Here is a 15119-nt window from a genome sequence, read left to right on the forward strand (position 1 = left end):
GTATCAGCATGTCTATAAAATCTCAGCTCTCCAGTTGGCGAACGGCAGCATTCTCTTCGCCAAGCTCATAGCTCTCTCTTGCCTTCTGAACCGATGGATAATGCTCGGCTGCCCACTCCTTGAGCATCTTCATGCAAGGAATAAGCGTCTCCCCTAGCGGGGTCAACGTATAATCCACAATGGGCGGTACAGACGGCGTAACTTTCCGTGCAACCAGACCGTCTCGCTCCAGCTGCCTCAGCGTCTGCGTCAGCATTTTTTGCGAGATGCCCTCTATGCGCCTCTTGATCTCTCCATAACGAATGGTTCCGTTTTCGAGAGAGTAGATGACAAGCGCGGTCCATTTGTTCGAGATGATCTCCAGGACATGGGTGTAGCTGCATGCTGTATGTGAAATATCCGCAGGCTTCATAACCTCCGCCTCCCCTCACGCACCTTCAGGTTCGTAACCGACTTTAAAGTGCCGTCTAGCACCATCTTAGTTCATGAATTAAGGTGTGTCTATACCCCTATAAGGAGTGAGGAATGATGAAAGCATACGTTATCCAAGGAGGCTTTGGCCTCGATCATGTCACTGAAGCAGATCTGCCGATCCCGTCCCCGGCAAGGGGTGAAGTGCTCATTCGAATGAAAGCCGTGTCGCTAAATGCGCGCGATATCGGAGTCATCGACGGCTTCTATAACCCTGAGCTGTGCGAACCGCTCGTTCCGGTATCGGATGGTGTAGGCGAGGTTATTGCGTTAGGAGAGCATGCTGTCAAGTTCCAAATAGGTGAACGAGTAAGCCCGATCTTCACCCAAAGCTGGAGATCTGGCGAGGCTACGCGAGAGAACTGGATCACTTCGCTAGGAAGCCCGCTTCAAGGCTTGCTTGCGGAATATGTTGTCCTTCCCGAGGAAGGTCTGGTTCGCGTCCCCGAGCACTTGACGGATATCGAAGCGGCGACGCTGCCCTGCGCGGGAGTGACGGCCTGGCATGCCATTGTCGAGGAGGGCAAGGTGAAGGCAGGAGACACCGTCGTCGTCCAGGGAACCGGAGGCGTCTCGCTCTTCGCCCTTCAATTTGCCAAGCTTCAGGGTGCCAAGGTCATCGTCACATCAAGCAGTGATGCCAAGCTGGCTCAGGCGAAAGCCTTAGGTGCCGACCACGGCATCAATTACAAGAGCAACGCGGAATGGGATCAGGCCGTACTCGCTTACACCGAAGGCCGCGGAGCCGATCATATCGTCGATCTCGGCGGCGGAGCAACGCTCAATCGCTCCATCTCCGCATTAAAGGTCGGCGGCCAGATCAGTATCGTCGGCATTTTGTCGGGAGCGAGTGTCGAAGGCCTTGCCATCGTACCAGCCATCCTGAGAAGAGCAAGGCTTCAAGCGATCAACGTAGGCAGCAGGGACATGTTCGAGCGGATGAATGCCGCCATCGCCCATTACGAGCTTCGCCCTGTCGTCGATACCGTCTATCCGTTCACGCAAGCGCTCGCAGCACTCGGCCATCTGGCGAAAGGATCGTACTTTGGCAAAATCGCCATCCAGTTTTAACCGTTCGCATCATGGTCCTCCTTCACCCCGTGGCCGTACGTCTCCTGATAGTAGCTAGGCGTACAGCCCGCGTATTTTTTGAAGATCGCGATAAAATATTTATAGTCCTTGAAGCCGACCTCGGCAGCAATCGCATAGACCTTTTCGTCGCTGTGCTGAAGCATCTCCATCGCTTTTTGGATGCGATAGCGGTTCAGAAAGTCGTTGAACGTATAGGTCGTCTCGCTCTTGAACTTCTGATTCAGGTACGTCGCGCTGACCTCCAGCTTCTCCACCAAATCCTTGATGCTGATCTTCTCCTTATAATGCTCCTGCACATATTGAAGCATCTTCGACACGTAACGGGACGACTTGCCCGGCAACTTCACCACCGAAGCCTGCTGGGCTTCTCCGCTCCCCGTCCCGGATGTCTTCATCGCGGCGTACTGCTGCTTCATCTCCACCTGGCTCTTCGCACGCTCCAAGGCGGCCAGCAGCTGCTCCTGCTCCAGCGGCTTGAGCAAATACTCCGTCACGCCAAGCCGAATAGCCGCCTTGGCAAGCCGGAATTCATCGTAGCCCGACAGGATAATATAGCTGCATGACGCTCCTTCTACACTTTGCTCGATCATGGCTATGCCATCCATCAGCGGCATATTGACATCGACGATGACGATATCCGGCCGAAGAGCGGCAATCTGCCGCAGCCCTTCCTCTCCGTTCTCCGCTTCACCCACCACGACACAGCCCGCGCCCATCCAGTCAAAGGTAAAACGGAGTCCCTTCCGAATCATCTCTTCATCTTCCACCAGCAGCACCTTGAACATCCGCTTCCTCCTTCCGGTACGGCAGCACGAAGGTCACAGTCGTCCCTTCGCCTTCGACGCTGTCGATCCCTATACCGTAACGATCTCCATACATCAGCACCAATCTTCTATGCAAATTATGAAGGCCGATATGCGGCGCCCGGTTATCCTGCGACAGCATGATAGCCCGCACCTCCGCGAGACGCTCTTCGCTCATGCCGCCCCCATCATCCTTCACCTCAATAATCAGGTCATCATCCCTCACATATCCGACTACTGAGATCGAGACAGATTGACGCCGGCGATACCCGTATTTGATTGCATTCTCAATAACCGGCTGCAGCATCAGTCTAGGCACGAGCCCACCCTTCGCCGCTTCTCCTACCTTCTCCTGATAGCTAAGCCTGTCCTTGAATCGCATCTGCTGCAGCTTCATATAACCTGCAATATACTCCAGATCAGTGCCGAGCACGACTTGATCCCGCTCATTGCCGATACTGTAGCGCAGATGCCGGGACAGCGTCAATACGATATCCTGCGCCAGCTTGTCGTCTACGACAATGGCGTACCTAAGCATCTCCAGCACGTTAAATATAAAATGCGGATGAAACTGTGACTGAAGATGCTTCACCTCAATCACCCGGCGCAAATCCGACAGCTCCTCGTTTTTGGCTACCAGCTCGTTAAGCCGCCGTAGCATCAGATTGTATTGATTCGCCAGCGTATCGAATTCGTCTCCCGTTCCGATATAGACATACGCATCCATATTGCCGGACTGCAATTCTCGGACCGCAAAGGTGAGCTTATCCATCGCGCGTGACTGGCGAGTAGAAATGAGGCGGGCGGAATACCGGATCAGAATCCATAGCAGCAAGCTCGCAAGCGCAAAGAAGACAGCCAGTGACAAGTAAGCCGCATGATTCCATTGAGCGGCGCTGAGCGTATAGATATGCCACTGCGAGGCAGGCATATATGTTTCCTTGCTGTAATACCGTCCCTTATCAATCCGGACAAAGCCCTGCGGCTCGCCCGCCAGGCTATACTTGTTCATCATCCCGCGCGTCAGATTGCTCGTCGTTGCAATAATATTATGATAAGAGTCCGTTACTGCGGCTATTTCATTGTTTTGCACAAAGATAAGGTTCTGAAAGTCTTCTTCATACAGCTGATAGATCAAGTAGCCGGCAACTCCGCTGCCGCTTGGAATCGCTCTCGCAAAGGTGTAGGCCGTATACCGGTCCTGTGAAAAGCGAATATGATTCGTCTCCGCAAGTGAAGACAACCCCTGCCTGTTCATCTTGCGGACGATGGCTTGCAGCGCCTGATCCGTCGATTCCGAGCCGTAGTTTGCGGAAGACGCCAAAACATCACCGTCGGGGCTAAGGATATGCATGATGCTTTTCACCTGCTGACGGCTATTGAAGCTGTAGAACCGTTCAAATAACTCAGGCCCCCCTTGCCCCGTCTCCACAAAGGAAATGACCGCTCCAAGCTCAGCGGTCGCATTCATCTCCTTATCGTAGGAAGCGTATACACTCTCCATAGCGGACTTGATCTTCTTGCCGGCATCCGCCGTCTGGCTGACCAGCAGCAGACGTGAGTTGATCATCATGAACAGCAGGAAGAGGACGAACAGAATCGAGATTGGCACTAGCGTATGCAGCAGAAACATCCGGCGCAGCGAATCTTTGAAGCTCCCTTTGGCCACCCCGCCTCTCCCCTTTCATGCGTCTCCTATTTTTTGCAGCTTACGGAAAGGCTATGCCTAGATGTCCTTCTCTGAATGGACAAAAGGCCGGAACTCGCTTGCGCGAGCCCCGGTCCGGACTTACATGGTCACTTCTTTTTTGCCCGACAGCTTGAAGAACAAGAGCAGCGAGATGACGGTGATGACCGTCAGCATCGTAGATAATGCGGCGGCTACGCCGTAATTGCCCCGTACGACTTCCGTATAGACAGCGACGGTCATCGTTCTCGTGTTCCCGGTGTAGAGAATAATCGAAGTGCTTAATTCAGTTATAATGCTGATCCAGCTTATAATGGCGCCGGCGAATACGCCGGAGATCATCATCGGAACGGTAATCTTGAAGAACGTCCTCATGGTCGAAGAGCCCAGACTGATCGCTGCTTCCTCAATGCTGTCATTCACTTGATGCAGCACAGCTGCGCTGGAGCGAATCGTATACGGCAGGCGCCGGATGGTGAAAGCCGCGATCAGAATGACGACCGTTCCGCTGAGTACCAGCGGCGGCTTGTTGAATGTCACCAGCAGCGCGATACCGAGGATGGAGCCCGGCACAATGTACGGAAGCATCGTGAACGTATCCAGCAGGTTGGCAACCGCACCTTTGCGCTTCACTGTTACATACGCGATAAGCATAGCAGATATCGTAATGATCACAATCGTAATGCCTGCAATCATAAACGTATTATAGATGGAATCGCCCACCTTCGAGAAGGCGGCACGGTAACTGTCCAAAGAATAACCGTCTACAAAAATTTTGCCCGATGTCTTCTGGAAGGACGTATACGCCACATAAGCTTGCGGCATCATCGCCAGAATCGTGAACAGGTAGACATAGACGTGAGCCGCTACATTCGCAAAGCCCTTCAGTTTCTTGGGTTCAATCGGATTCAGCGCGCTCATGCTGTAGGACTTCCGGTTCGCTACGAACTTCTGCAGCAGGAACACAGCAGTCGCGAACACCACAACGATAACGCTAATGGCGGCAGCGAATCCGTCATCCCCGCCGACTTCACTAATAAATTCATTAAAGATCAGGACTGGCACCGTGCGGAAGCCCTCGCCGATCAGCATCGGCGTACCGAAATCCGCGAAAGCTCTCATGAAGACGAGCAAGCCGCCAGCAAGCAGCGTCGGTGTAATCAAAGGCACGAGAATCTTCCACATCTTTTTGAGACCGGTACAATTCATGCTTTCCGCAGCTTCCATAAGAGAGTTATCGACATTCTTGAGCGCCCCGGATACATACATGAAGATGAGCGGGGACAATTGCAGCGTCAGAACGAGCAGAATGCCGGTGAACCCGTAGATGTCAGGCATGCGGAAGCCGAAGACATCGTAAAAGAATTTCGTAATGACGCCACTGCGTCCAAGCAGCAAAATCCAAGCGTACGCGCCGATAAACGGAGCGGACATCGACGAGATCAAGATCAGGATGCGTACCGTACCGCTGCCTTTGATCTTGGCAATCGTCATGATGTAGGCAAGCGGACCGGCCACCACCACTGAGAGCAGCGTTACGCACACCGTCACCTTTATACTGTTCCAAACGGCGTTCATATAATAGGCTTTGCTGAAAAACTTCGTGAAGTAGTCCAAAGAAAACTCGCCTGTTGAGCCGTCGAAGAAGCTTTTGATCAGCAGCATAAACAGCGGCAAAGCCAGGAAAATCAAATATCCGGCAAAGATAACAAATGTGATGAGAGACCAGATGTCCCACCGTTTCATACGGGCGTTCATTGTCCTGTCCCCCGATTAAGGTTGCGCTCTCCTGCGGCGTCATAGATATTGATCGTTTCGGTGAGGATAGCGAGCCTTACGGTCTGCCCAATTTCTGCTGTTTCGGCTGCAGTCGATTGCTGGATAATCTCAACCTCCTGCCCATTATCGAGCAGCACGATCAAGTGTGTGTTGAGGCCCAGGAAGACGTTATTCACAACTTTCCCCGCGAGTCCTTTGCCATCCTCAGACAGCACGAATTCCTCCGGCCGTACGGAAAGTCTAACATCGATGGACTGCCCGGACTTCACCAATGTCCCCAGCTCTGGTATCGACACTGCATAATCACGTCCGACGCGAATGACTGCGCTGTCATCTTCACCCGTCTCCAACTTGGCGTCAATGACGTTTGTCCGTCCGATGAAGGTTGCGACGAACAGATTCGCCGGTCGCTGATAAATTTCTCTCGGCGTACCGATCTGCTGGATAACACCGGAGTTCATGACCGCAATACGGTCGGAGACTGCCATCGCTTCCTCCTGGTCATGCGTCACATATACCGTCGTAATGCCTACTTCGCGCTGAATGGACTTGATCGCATTACGCATATCTACGCGCAGCTTCGCATCCAGATTGGATAGCGGCTCATCCATGAGCAGCACGTCTGGATTGATGACAATGGCCCTCGCCAGCGCTACACGCTGCTGTTGGCCGCCCGATAGATTTTTGGGCATTCTATTTTTATATTGGTCGATTTGCACCGTATACAGCATCTCGCTCACTCGGCGCTGCTGCTCCGCTTTCGCTACCTTGCGGTTCTGCAGGCCGAACGCGACGTTATCCGATACGCTGAGATGCGGGAAAATCGCGTAATTCTGGAATACCATCCCGATGTTCCGCTTCCCCGGCGCAACGTCATTCATGACCTTGTCGTTGAAGGCAAGCGCCCCGCCTTCAATGCTGTTAAAGCCCGCCACCATACGAAGCAATGTTGTTTTCCCGCAACCCGAAGGACCCAGAAGGGTGAAGAACTCACCCTTCTTGATGTCCAGATTCAGCTCGGGGATAACGGTGGTGTCGCCATATTTTTTTACGATGTCTTGGAACGATATCGCAACGCTCATGTTATGCACCCGCTTTCCTATTAATCCGTTTGATCTTGTGTTATTTCGCAATTTGTGTGAACAGGTCTGTGTAGCGTTCTACAATGGATGGTTTGTTTTCTGCGACGTAAGCTACATCCTCTTGAATCACATTGATCTGATCGATTGGCGTCATGAAGTCGCTGATCGCCGCGTCGGCGCGAAGCGGACGATTCGTTGTTTGTTGTCCAATCGCGTCTTGGCCTTCTTTCGAGATCAAATAGTCAATGAATTTTTTCGCATTTTCCTGGTTCTTGCTGCCTTTCACGAGGCCTGTACCTGCATCCAGGAACACAGCGCCTTCCTTTGGAAAGACAACCTTCACCGCAGCGCCGTCCTTTACATAGCTGACTGCCGGATCTTCATAAGTCAGGGCAACCACATATTCGCCATCGGCTACACTCTTATGAGCTTTGCTGGAGCTTCCCGCGATTTTGCCGTCAATGTTCTCTAGCAGCTTCGCGACATAGTCCCATCCGGCATCGGATGTATAGTCGCCGCCGATTGCTTTCAGCATGTTGGTTAGCTGAGCGAAGGCCGAGCTGGAGTTAGCAGGGTCCGCCATCGCAATCTTGCCCTTCAGGGCCGGATTCAGCAGATCTTCATAGCCGTTGATTTCAATATCGCCCGCCAGGTTCGTGTTCACCAGCAATACGCTGCCGTCCGATACGACGGGTGTCATAACTCCCGATTTGTTCTGATGGCCCTCTAGCAGATCCTTGTCGTTCGCCGAGACGTATTCCTCGAACAGGTCTGCATTGTCGTGGTACAACGCGAAAGCGCCTCCAAACATGACGTCAGCGTAAGGATTGGCTTTCTCCGACTGAATACGCTTGATCAGCTCACCGCTGCCTGCAGACACCAGCTCCACCGTAATGCCTGTCTGTTTCTCGAACGATGGGATAAGTGCATTCAGCATAGCTTCGCTATTCGGCGTATAAACGACCAGCTTGTTCGAGCCGCCCGATGCGCCGTTGTTCGAGTTGCCGCCGCATGCCGCGAGTATTGCAACCAACATTGTTAGAATAATTGACGTGCTCAACCACTTTCTCATTATTCCTTCACCCCTTGTTTGAATGTAGATTCATTCTAATCCGAATGTAAGCGCATTAAAATCCTATTATTCAACACAATCATCTAAAATTCGCAACTATTTTACGCTTTGCGTTACTATATATTACATCGAAATAAGGATTGAACTTCGAATTGCTTGTTTTATATTGTTTGTATTTCCAGTGAGGGATAAACGAATAAAAAGCCGGCTCCGGCAATGTGCCGAAACCAACTTTTTAGGCAGAAATGTTTAATTCGAGGCTTTCGTTCGCCAATAAACAACACCCGCAATGATCAAATGGACGGTGAGCAATACACCGAGCAGCATCAAGGTGACAATATCGGCAATGCCGCTGTATCCTTTCTGAAAAAAAGTAAATTTGATCCCCGTACCTGCAAGGCATGCCACGATAACAAGACAAGGAAGCCATATAAACCATTTTGGAACTTGCGGTCGTAATGCCCATATATAATACAATACAGACAACATCCCAATGACCAACATAGCGAGCATCCAATATTGGCTCATCCCGTTACCGACCTCCTGTCTCTATCCAGTCGTTGCTGCTGATGCGTGCGAAACCTATTTCTTCTGCTGCATGCCGGGCGTCTTTGCTCTCTAGTCTCTCTATGCATTCATACGCCCCTTTTGAATGGCAGATTTAACTATACTTTACGATAGGTGGAGCTTAATTGTTTCTTTGTATGCGAAAAAAATCCCGCAATCGCGTTCACAATGAACATGATCGCGGGATGAGATTATGCTGCTGAGCATTTAGTGTTGTCTGGCAACGTTAATGCCGACCCACACCGTTCAATACGGCGTGAAGGTCCGCATGAGGTGTTATTATGCGTGAAGCGGCATCCTCCGCTTGAACCTCACCTAATCATCCGGTTCGCTACTCAATCGGAATATAAATATCCACTTCCGAGCTCTCGGACTCCGGTCCGTGGAACCGCTCATCGTAGCGCTCAAAGTCGATGCCCTTAGTCACTTTAAGCCCTTGCAGCGGCAGCCATTTGCCATAGATCAGCTCATACGTCTCACCCATGCTTTCCGTCTTCCCTTTATGGGTGAACACAGCATAACGCTGAGCAGGTACGTTCACTTTGGTCATACCCGCAGGAGGCTGCTCCCCATCCGCTTCATAGCATGCGACATACGTGAAATCTTCACAATCATCCATCGGAATGCAAATGCCATAGCTCACCTTTGGTTCCCGTTTGCTCTCGATCTCATGTTCGCGCGGGATAAATCTTTGCCACATCGAAGGGATATCCCCTTCGCTAGACTGGCTATGCCATTCCATCCCCACAATAGTAAACGCTTCTTTCTCAATCACTTTTGGTTCCACAGGTATTCCTCCCGTATTCGTCATATACTCGACCATACGATGAATGTCCTGAAGCTGCCTATTAAGGGAACCCATTTCGTCTTGAATGGCATCCGCACGCTGCTGCAGAAGCCCTTTGATGTAATCGGCATCCCCCAGCGTACCGCTGCGCTTCATCTCCTGAATGGAATCGAGGCTTAGTCCCATCGACCGGAGGAATAGAATCGCACGCAACTCCGGCAATTGCTCGGGAGCATATAGACGGTAGAGGTTATCCTCTCCCACTCTAGCCGGTGTAAAAAGCCCAATTGCATCATAATGGCGAAGCGTCTTCGCTGTGATGCCATACAAACGCGCAACAAGTCCAATCGTCAGCATATCCCTTACATCCTTTCATCGTGGCCGGTAATCACATCCTACAGCCTTGCCCTTGGGGCAAGGTCAATACCTGTTTCACAAAAAGTTTTCCGCTACAAAACAATCCGCATGAATTAAGCCGTTCACTTGAACTCCCTAACATAAAGCGGCTCCGCGAGAGCCAGAAGCTGCAGGCGCAGGCCATCGCCTTCGAGCTTTGCGATCAGCTCGCGAGCCGTCTCCAGGTTCATTGTCACCCGTCCCGTTGTCTCAAAGCCTTCCGGCAGCTCCCTGTACTCCCGGATTCTCGCCATAACAAAAACCGTGTACGTATCCGTGCTTTCCCAATACCAGGCGGCGAACGGAATCCTACGTGCTTCCAGTACAATTCCGGCTTCTTCCACCGTCTCCCGGTCCAGAGCCTCATCGATATCTTCATCAGAGTCAAGCCTGCCGCCGACCGTCGTCAAAGCCCCTTCATACTTGTCCCATACAAATACGATCGAGCCGTCTTCCGCCACCGGAATGCTATGGATTCCCGCAATTCTTTTATCCGCAGGATACGAGCCATTCAATGGAATAAGCATACATGCCTCCTGAGCGTTCATTATTCCACAACAAAAACTCGACGGTAAAAATAAAACCCGCTTGCCAGATCCTCATCTTCGAGCAGCTCGCTTGCCATCGCATCCCGCCAGTAAGCAGCGAGCGGCAGCATCATATAGATAAAGGGTTCTCCCCCGCATAAGGCATTCCCGCCATCTCCGCCTTTGACGAGGCATTCGGAGTCAACGATCTCATATTTGTACGGATCGTATGCGATCGTCACTCCCAGCCCATTCGGCTGCTCCAGCACGTTTTCCCCGGTTTCGCTGAGATGCGAGTATCGCCCCTCCTCGTCGAAACGACCGCCGAATGGGAATAACGTACACTGTCCCAATCCGCACAGATACTCCCACTGATCCTCCGTCGGCAAAGCGAAGCCTTCCGCCTGAAGCTGAGTCTGCAAGTCCTCCCGCGTTGTGTAGTCAAAGGCGTAGACGCCATAAACCATCGGATCAGCCTCGCTTCGCTGAAAGCGGCATGTCCCGGAATACTCGGTCATCACGGACTCTGTATTGAAGTCGTACAAATAGTTCTCAACCTGCTCCAGAAAGTCATCCTCTATCTGATGCTCTCTCTTCCCGCGGTCCACATATCCGACAGGCACAAGACCGACCTCATTCAGCTCGCACTCCACGATCATCGGCGGCAAATCGGCTGTACGAACGGGAGAAGTATGCTCGTTGATATAGGCGTTCAGCCCCTCCATGCTGTAGAACGCTTGAAGCTCACTAGCCGGTTCCGCTACAGCTTCAGCTTCCAGCTCCGCAACCCGTCTCTCAAATTCGTCTACATGTTCACTATTCGATGCCTTGGCATCGGCCAGCTGCTTCCTCCACCATGACAGCGGATCAAGCACCTCTTCGAATCCGTCATCTATCTCCTGTCGCGTCCGTTCATCCATCCCGTCGATGCCGCCATCCCAGCCCAGCACGACGGACTTTTTCCCCGGTACGAATACGAATTTCCGTCCCTTCCAATCCAGCAGGGCCGTTTCGCTCATGACGCCATGCGCCGAAAATACCTTTATCCCCTCAAAATCAAAAGGAGCCTGAGTCTCAGCGAGCAGCTTCACCACCCGCTCCTGCTTGTTTTCGGAAGACAGCTCCGCCCATTCATCCGCATAGAGTCCATCCAACTTCATAAATTCACTCCTTTATGTCCCAGCTCTCAGAAGATCCGCCGCCAGATTGGCGAAGGTTCTAATTTCGTCTAAATAATGATAACCCTCCGGGTTGCTCAGCTGATTGTACATGCGGACGACAACCGCATCAAACTCCGGCACAACGATACATACGCAGCCCGTAATGCCTAATATCAGATAGGAACCAACCGGCAAATGCTCGCCTAGCTGATTCAGTGGAGTGTCATGCTGCAGCCACCAAATAAACCCGTTGCGAGGCTCTCCCCATGGTACAGTATCCGGTGTATGCAAAGCTGTCACTCTCTCGAACACACTTGCTGGAAGGGGCTGCCTCCCGTTCAGCAGTCCCTTGTGCAAGTGGAGTTGCCCCCATCTCGCCAAGTCTCTGGCGCTGACAAACAGATTGCTCTGATCTCCCGCATTGCTGTCATGCGCCCCTGCCCATGAATACGGATCGTCATAATAGTTGTAAATCAGCTCATCCGCATACTCCGTTTCCCATCCTGACTCCCGCAATCCGTACGGATTAAACACGCGTTCCTGCAGGAATGAGCTTACGGTCTGTCCGGTTAACCGGGCGACCAGCCCTGTCAGCATACGAATCCCAGTATTCCGGTAAGCCCAGCCCAAGCCTGGCTCAAACTCCCGTATCAGCCCTCCTTCACTCTCCGTTATCCCGTGAGTGTGGGTCAACAGATGGCGCAGCGTGACACCCTCAGCAATCCCGGAATATGCCGCCAAGTATTGTCCAATCTCATCGTCTATGCTATAAATGCGTCCGTCCTCTAGCAACAGACTAACGGCGAGCCCAAGATAGGTTTTGCGGATGGAAGCGACATTGAACCGGGTTTGCGCATCTACAGCCCGGTACGTGTCGTCGGCCCCGTGTCTGCCGGAGTACCATTCATTCACGACAACATTATTTTGAATAAGATAGACCGCTGCCGCTGTGGCGCCTATCTCCTGCTGTACCTTATAGACGTAATCATTTAATGCCTCGTATGGTTTGTTCAACAAAAAATTCCGCTCCCCCGGCTCCACGACTTTGTTCTTAAACAACGTTCGACAAACGCCAATGGTTTCCTTTTTATTGGAAGAAATCCGGGTTGAACTTCTCTATAGTAAAGAGGCTGCAACATCGTCATCATGACATGTGCAACCTCTTCTCAACGTTTTCGGTAATCCATTCCCATTCGATAATCGGTTTCTCTGTTCAAGCAATAGGCGTTCCGTTCGGAACCGATGTATCCGGCCTCAGCAGCACAACATCGCCTTCCTCCGGCATGCCGCCCAGCAACAATACCTCCGACTTGAAGCCGGCAATACGCCGCACGGGAAAGTTCACGACGGCGGCGACCTGACGGCCAATCAGCCCCTCCGGCTCATACCGCCGCGTAATCTGAGCCGATGACTGCTTGATGCCCAGCGGGCCAAAATCGATGCTTAGCTTGATTGCCGGCTTCCGCGCCTCCGGGAACGGCATAGCCTCTATAATCGTACCCACACGAATATCCAGCTTCATGAAATCCTCTATCTCCGCCATCTTCGCACCCCCACTGTTATAGGTTTACCTCTGAACTAACGGTATAGCCGATGCCAGAGCATCTTACCCGACCCGACCCCTTATTTCCTGGACAAAGAGCCTTGCTGGAATCGCGCTTGAAGCAGTTTTTGCGGACTCAGCTGAATATTGCCCGACAGGAATAACCCCGTCACCACAAACATGGTCGCCACCATATCAAAGGACGTAATCTTCTCATGCAGGAGGACAGCCGCCAGCATGTAGCCGAAGATCGGCGTCATGAACAGCCAATTGTTCGCCTTCACCGCATCGCGCTTCAGCATGTAGAACCATAGCAGCATGCTTCCGATGGATATGACGAACACGAGCCAGATCATCGAACCGATCAAATAAGCGTCCACGTTCAAGAAAAATCGGTCTTTTTCTATAAAATAAGCCAGCGGTACAGATACCGCTCCCCCGATGGAAAGCTGCCACGCATTAATGACGATGCCAGGCAGCTGCAAGTCCGCCTTTTTAAAATAGACACTGCCAAGCGCCATCGAAGCCATGCCGACACCAAGCAATAGGAAGCCGATCAGCCTTCCCTCCGCGCTCGCCAGAGTGGGCCATACCGCAATAAAGAGGCCCGCAGCAGCAACACCCATACCCGTCCATTCCTTGATGGAAATTTTGCGCTTCAGCCATATGTAGGACAGAAAAGCAACGAGAAACGGATTAGCCGCTACAAACAGATTGAACAAGCCCGCCGAGACATAATTCAGCGCCCACAAGGTCGCGCCAATATAGATTGTTGTATTAAGCAGCCCAAGCACAATGAGAGGGCCGAATTGCTTGCGGGTTGGCATTGGATATTTGCGGCTAATCCCATATACAAATATCATCATCAGTGTCCCCGCCAGGATGAACCGAATCGAGGCGAGCGCAAGCGGTGTCGTAGAATTCAGTCCGAACTTGATCGCAATCGCCGCAGATGACCATAACAATGTAAATAATAATCCCAGTATCGTTTCCATGTCTTGCTCCTTTGCATCCAGATCCAATGATCGCTGCCGCTTTATCGGGCAGCGCCTCCTGCATATAAAAAATAACCGTGGCTCTTGCCTCACAGTTATTCAAGAGGTTCCCGGCGATCCGGGATCTATTTCATTGTATCCCCCTGCAAAAATCGGTTTTTACCGATTGCCGGACACTTTTTACCGGATGTCGCCTGGTTGGAATTGAAGTGCATAAGAAAAGCCCGCCTGCCGATTAAGACAAGCGAGCATGATTTATTTTTCGGAATTGGCTTGGCGTTACCCGTTCATACTGCTGGAACAATCTCGTCAGAGAGGATTGATGCTCCAGCCCAACCTGCACCGCAATATTCAAGATCGACAGGTTCGTATCCCGCAGCAGCTCCTTCGCCTTACTCAGGCGAACTTCCTGAATATAGGCTGAAGGCGTCTTGCCCGTCACCTTCAGGAACCAATCGGAATAATACGATCGATTGTAATGCTCCATCTCGGCGAGCTTCTGCACCGTCAGCGGCTCATCGTAATGCTCATGGATATATTGGATGGACTTTGGCATCTGCTCTTGGACGAGACAATGTGAGATATACGGAAACAGCTCCTTAAGCGCCGCTCCATGCTCCGGTCCGCGGTCCAGCTCGTTCAGAATGAGATAGCGAATGCCCTTCCACTGGTTGTTCACCGGACAGGCGATCCCACGATCCCCAAGCTCTATGGAAGACAGCATGAAATGCGGGATATCCAGCACCAAAAATTCATTGCGGACGACGGAATGATACGTATGCTCGCATGCAGGCGGTACGTAGAGCAGCGTGTCCGTGTTCATCATCAAGCTTTTGGGACCGGCTGTTATCTCAAGCTCCCCCTGGAGCGGAATAATCAGCTGCCCGTAGCCATGGCTATGTGTATGTTTGTTAGCGGTATAGGTACGCCGTTCGGCGATAATGTCTCTGAAGGTGTCCATCTCATCTTGCTCCCCTAATCTTCTCCTTATGATCATAACAAATTATACACCGGCTTGAAACCCGGAAGATAGAACCGCAAGCAGAGACTTTTGAGGTCCGAATGGACCCTCCCTCGACCCGCTTGGCCTCTATAGAGCAGTCATCACATAGGTGGGGCTTGGCAAGCCTATTCGGGGAATGAATGATTTAAAGCAAA

At 51.8% G+C, this 15119-nt stretch carries 15 protein-coding genes; 1 reads left to right on the plus strand and 14 read right to left on the minus strand.

The genetic code is table 11. From position 1 onward, the window contains the following. Positions 1 to 22: 22 nt before the first annotated feature. The gene (locus ACFVSO_RS03380) at positions 23 to 412 is read right to left on the minus strand and encodes a winged helix-turn-helix transcriptional regulator (protein ID WP_387470083.1); all 390 of its coding nucleotides are present in this window, start codon (positions 410 to 412) and stop codon (positions 23 to 25) included. A gap of 113 nt (positions 413 to 525) precedes the next feature. Here ACFVSO_RS03380 and ACFVSO_RS03385 point away from each other — a divergent pair, with 113 nt between their 5' ends. Beyond that, positions 526 to 1542 carry a zinc-dependent alcohol dehydrogenase family protein gene (locus ACFVSO_RS03385; protein WP_387470085.1) on the plus strand — a complete coding sequence of 339 codons (1017 nt, stop codon included), beginning with the start codon at positions 526 to 528 and terminating at the stop codon, positions 1540 to 1542. Here the strand turns inward: ACFVSO_RS03385 and ACFVSO_RS03390 are convergent. From ACFVSO_RS03390 to ACFVSO_RS03450, 13 genes are all read right to left on the minus strand, one after another. Further along, positions 1539 to 2348, minus strand: coding sequence for a response regulator transcription factor (locus ACFVSO_RS03390; protein WP_387470087.1), 810 nt, complete (start codon positions 2346 to 2348; stop codon positions 1539 to 1541). The genes ACFVSO_RS03385 and ACFVSO_RS03390 overlap by 4 nt on opposite strands. Continuing rightward, positions 2320 to 4035: a sensor histidine kinase gene (locus ACFVSO_RS03395; RefSeq protein ID WP_387470089.1), complete on the minus strand. Its 1716-nt coding sequence runs from the start codon at positions 4033 to 4035 to the stop codon at positions 2320 to 2322. Before ACFVSO_RS03395 ends, ACFVSO_RS03390 begins: the two co-directional genes overlap by 29 nt. A 120-nt stretch (positions 4036 to 4155) precedes the next feature. After that, the gene (locus ACFVSO_RS03400; protein WP_387470091.1) at positions 4156 to 5811 is read right to left on the minus strand and encodes an ABC transporter permease; all 1656 of its coding nucleotides are present in this window, start codon (positions 5809 to 5811) and stop codon (positions 4156 to 4158) included. After that, a complete protein-coding gene (locus ACFVSO_RS03405) occupies positions 5808 to 6914 on the minus strand; it encodes an ABC transporter ATP-binding protein (protein WP_387470093.1) in 1107 nt (368 codons plus the stop codon). The genes ACFVSO_RS03400 and ACFVSO_RS03405 overlap by 4 nt, the downstream gene beginning before the upstream one ends. A 40-nt stretch (positions 6915 to 6954) precedes the next feature. Next, on the minus strand, positions 6955 to 7986 hold the full coding sequence (locus ACFVSO_RS03410; protein WP_387470095.1) for an ABC transporter substrate-binding protein: 1032 nt from the start codon (positions 7984 to 7986) through the stop codon (positions 6955 to 6957). Between the two features lie 249 nt (positions 7987 to 8235). Next, positions 8236 to 8514: a hypothetical protein gene (locus tag ACFVSO_RS03415; RefSeq protein ID WP_387470097.1), complete on the minus strand. Its 279-nt coding sequence runs from the start codon at positions 8512 to 8514 to the stop codon at positions 8236 to 8238. A 370-nt stretch (positions 8515 to 8884) separates the two neighbouring features. Further along, a complete protein-coding gene (locus tag ACFVSO_RS03420; protein ID WP_387470098.1) occupies positions 8885 to 9697 on the minus strand; it encodes a MerR family transcriptional regulator in 813 nt (270 codons plus the stop codon). A gap of 122 nt (positions 9698 to 9819) precedes the next feature. Then, positions 9820 to 10263 (minus strand): NUDIX domain-containing protein, encoded by a 444-nt coding sequence (locus ACFVSO_RS03425; protein ID WP_387470099.1) that lies wholly within the window; start codon positions 10261 to 10263, stop codon positions 9820 to 9822. A gap of 20 nt (positions 10264 to 10283) precedes the next feature. Beyond that, positions 10284 to 11423 carry a hypothetical protein gene (locus ACFVSO_RS03430; RefSeq protein WP_387470101.1) on the minus strand — a complete coding sequence of 380 codons (1140 nt, stop codon included), beginning with the start codon at positions 11421 to 11423 and terminating at the stop codon, positions 10284 to 10286. A 12-nt stretch (positions 11424 to 11435) separates the two neighbouring features. Further along, complete coding sequence (locus ACFVSO_RS03435; protein WP_387470103.1) at positions 11436 to 12440, minus strand: serine hydrolase domain-containing protein; 1005 nt, start codon at positions 12438 to 12440, stop codon at positions 11436 to 11438. Between the two features lie 196 nt (positions 12441 to 12636). After that, on the minus strand, positions 12637 to 12966 hold the full coding sequence (gene csaA / locus ACFVSO_RS03440; protein WP_387470105.1) for a chaperone CsaA: 330 nt from the start codon (positions 12964 to 12966) through the stop codon (positions 12637 to 12639). A gap of 80 nt (positions 12967 to 13046) precedes the next feature. Continuing rightward, a complete protein-coding gene (locus ACFVSO_RS03445; protein WP_387470107.1) occupies positions 13047 to 13961 on the minus strand; it encodes a DMT family transporter in 915 nt (304 codons plus the stop codon). 235 nt (positions 13962 to 14196) lie between these two features. Then, positions 14197 to 14922 carry a helix-turn-helix transcriptional regulator gene (locus ACFVSO_RS03450; RefSeq protein WP_387470109.1) on the minus strand — a complete coding sequence of 242 codons (726 nt, stop codon included), beginning with the start codon at positions 14920 to 14922 and terminating at the stop codon, positions 14197 to 14199. Positions 14923 to 15119: the final 197 nt, after the last annotated feature.

It is taken from the genome of Paenibacillus sp. NPDC057967, from assembly GCF_042887015.1.
In the GTDB taxonomy this organism is placed as follows: domain Bacteria; phylum Bacillota; class Bacilli; order Paenibacillales; family Paenibacillaceae; genus Pristimantibacillus.

Coding starts and splice junctions, on each gene's coding strand:
- ACFVSO_RS03380 (WP_387470083.1), bottom strand. CDS start 412: ATGAAGCCTGCGGATATTTCACATACAGCATGCAGCTACACCCATGTC.
- ACFVSO_RS03385 (WP_387470085.1), top strand. CDS start 526: ATGATGAAAGCATACGTTATCCAAGGAGGCTTTGGCCTCGATCATGTC.
- ACFVSO_RS03390 (WP_387470087.1), bottom strand. CDS start 2,348: ATGTTCAAGGTGCTGCTGGTGGAAGATGAAGAGATGATTCGGAAGGGA.
- ACFVSO_RS03400 (WP_387470091.1), bottom strand. CDS start 5,811: ATGAACGCCCGTATGAAACGGTGGGACATCTGGTCTCTCATCACATTT.
- ACFVSO_RS03405 (WP_387470093.1), bottom strand. CDS start 6,914: ATGAGCGTTGCGATATCGTTCCAAGACATCGTAAAAAAATATGGCGAC.
- ACFVSO_RS03410 (WP_387470095.1), bottom strand. CDS start 7,986: ATGAGAAAGTGGTTGAGCACGTCAATTATTCTAACAATGTTGGTTGCA.
- ACFVSO_RS03415 (WP_387470097.1), bottom strand. CDS start 8,514: ATGAGCCAATATTGGATGCTCGCTATGTTGGTCATTGGGATGTTGTCT.
- ACFVSO_RS03420 (WP_387470098.1), bottom strand. CDS start 9,697: ATGCTGACGATTGGACTTGTTGCGCGTTTGTATGGCATCACAGCGAAG.
- ACFVSO_RS03425 (WP_387470099.1), bottom strand. CDS start 10,263: ATGCTTATTCCATTGAATGGCTCGTATCCTGCGGATAAAAGAATTGCG.
- ACFVSO_RS03430 (WP_387470101.1), bottom strand. CDS start 11,423: ATGAAGTTGGATGGACTCTATGCGGATGAATGGGCGGAGCTGTCTTCC.
- csaA (WP_387470105.1), bottom strand. CDS start 12,966: ATGGCGGAGATAGAGGATTTCATGAAGCTGGATATTCGTGTGGGTACG.
- ACFVSO_RS03445 (WP_387470107.1), bottom strand. CDS start 13,961: ATGGAAACGATACTGGGATTATTATTTACATTGTTATGGTCATCTGCG.
- ACFVSO_RS03450 (WP_387470109.1), bottom strand. CDS start 14,922: ATGGACACCTTCAGAGACATTATCGCCGAACGGCGTACCTATACCGCT.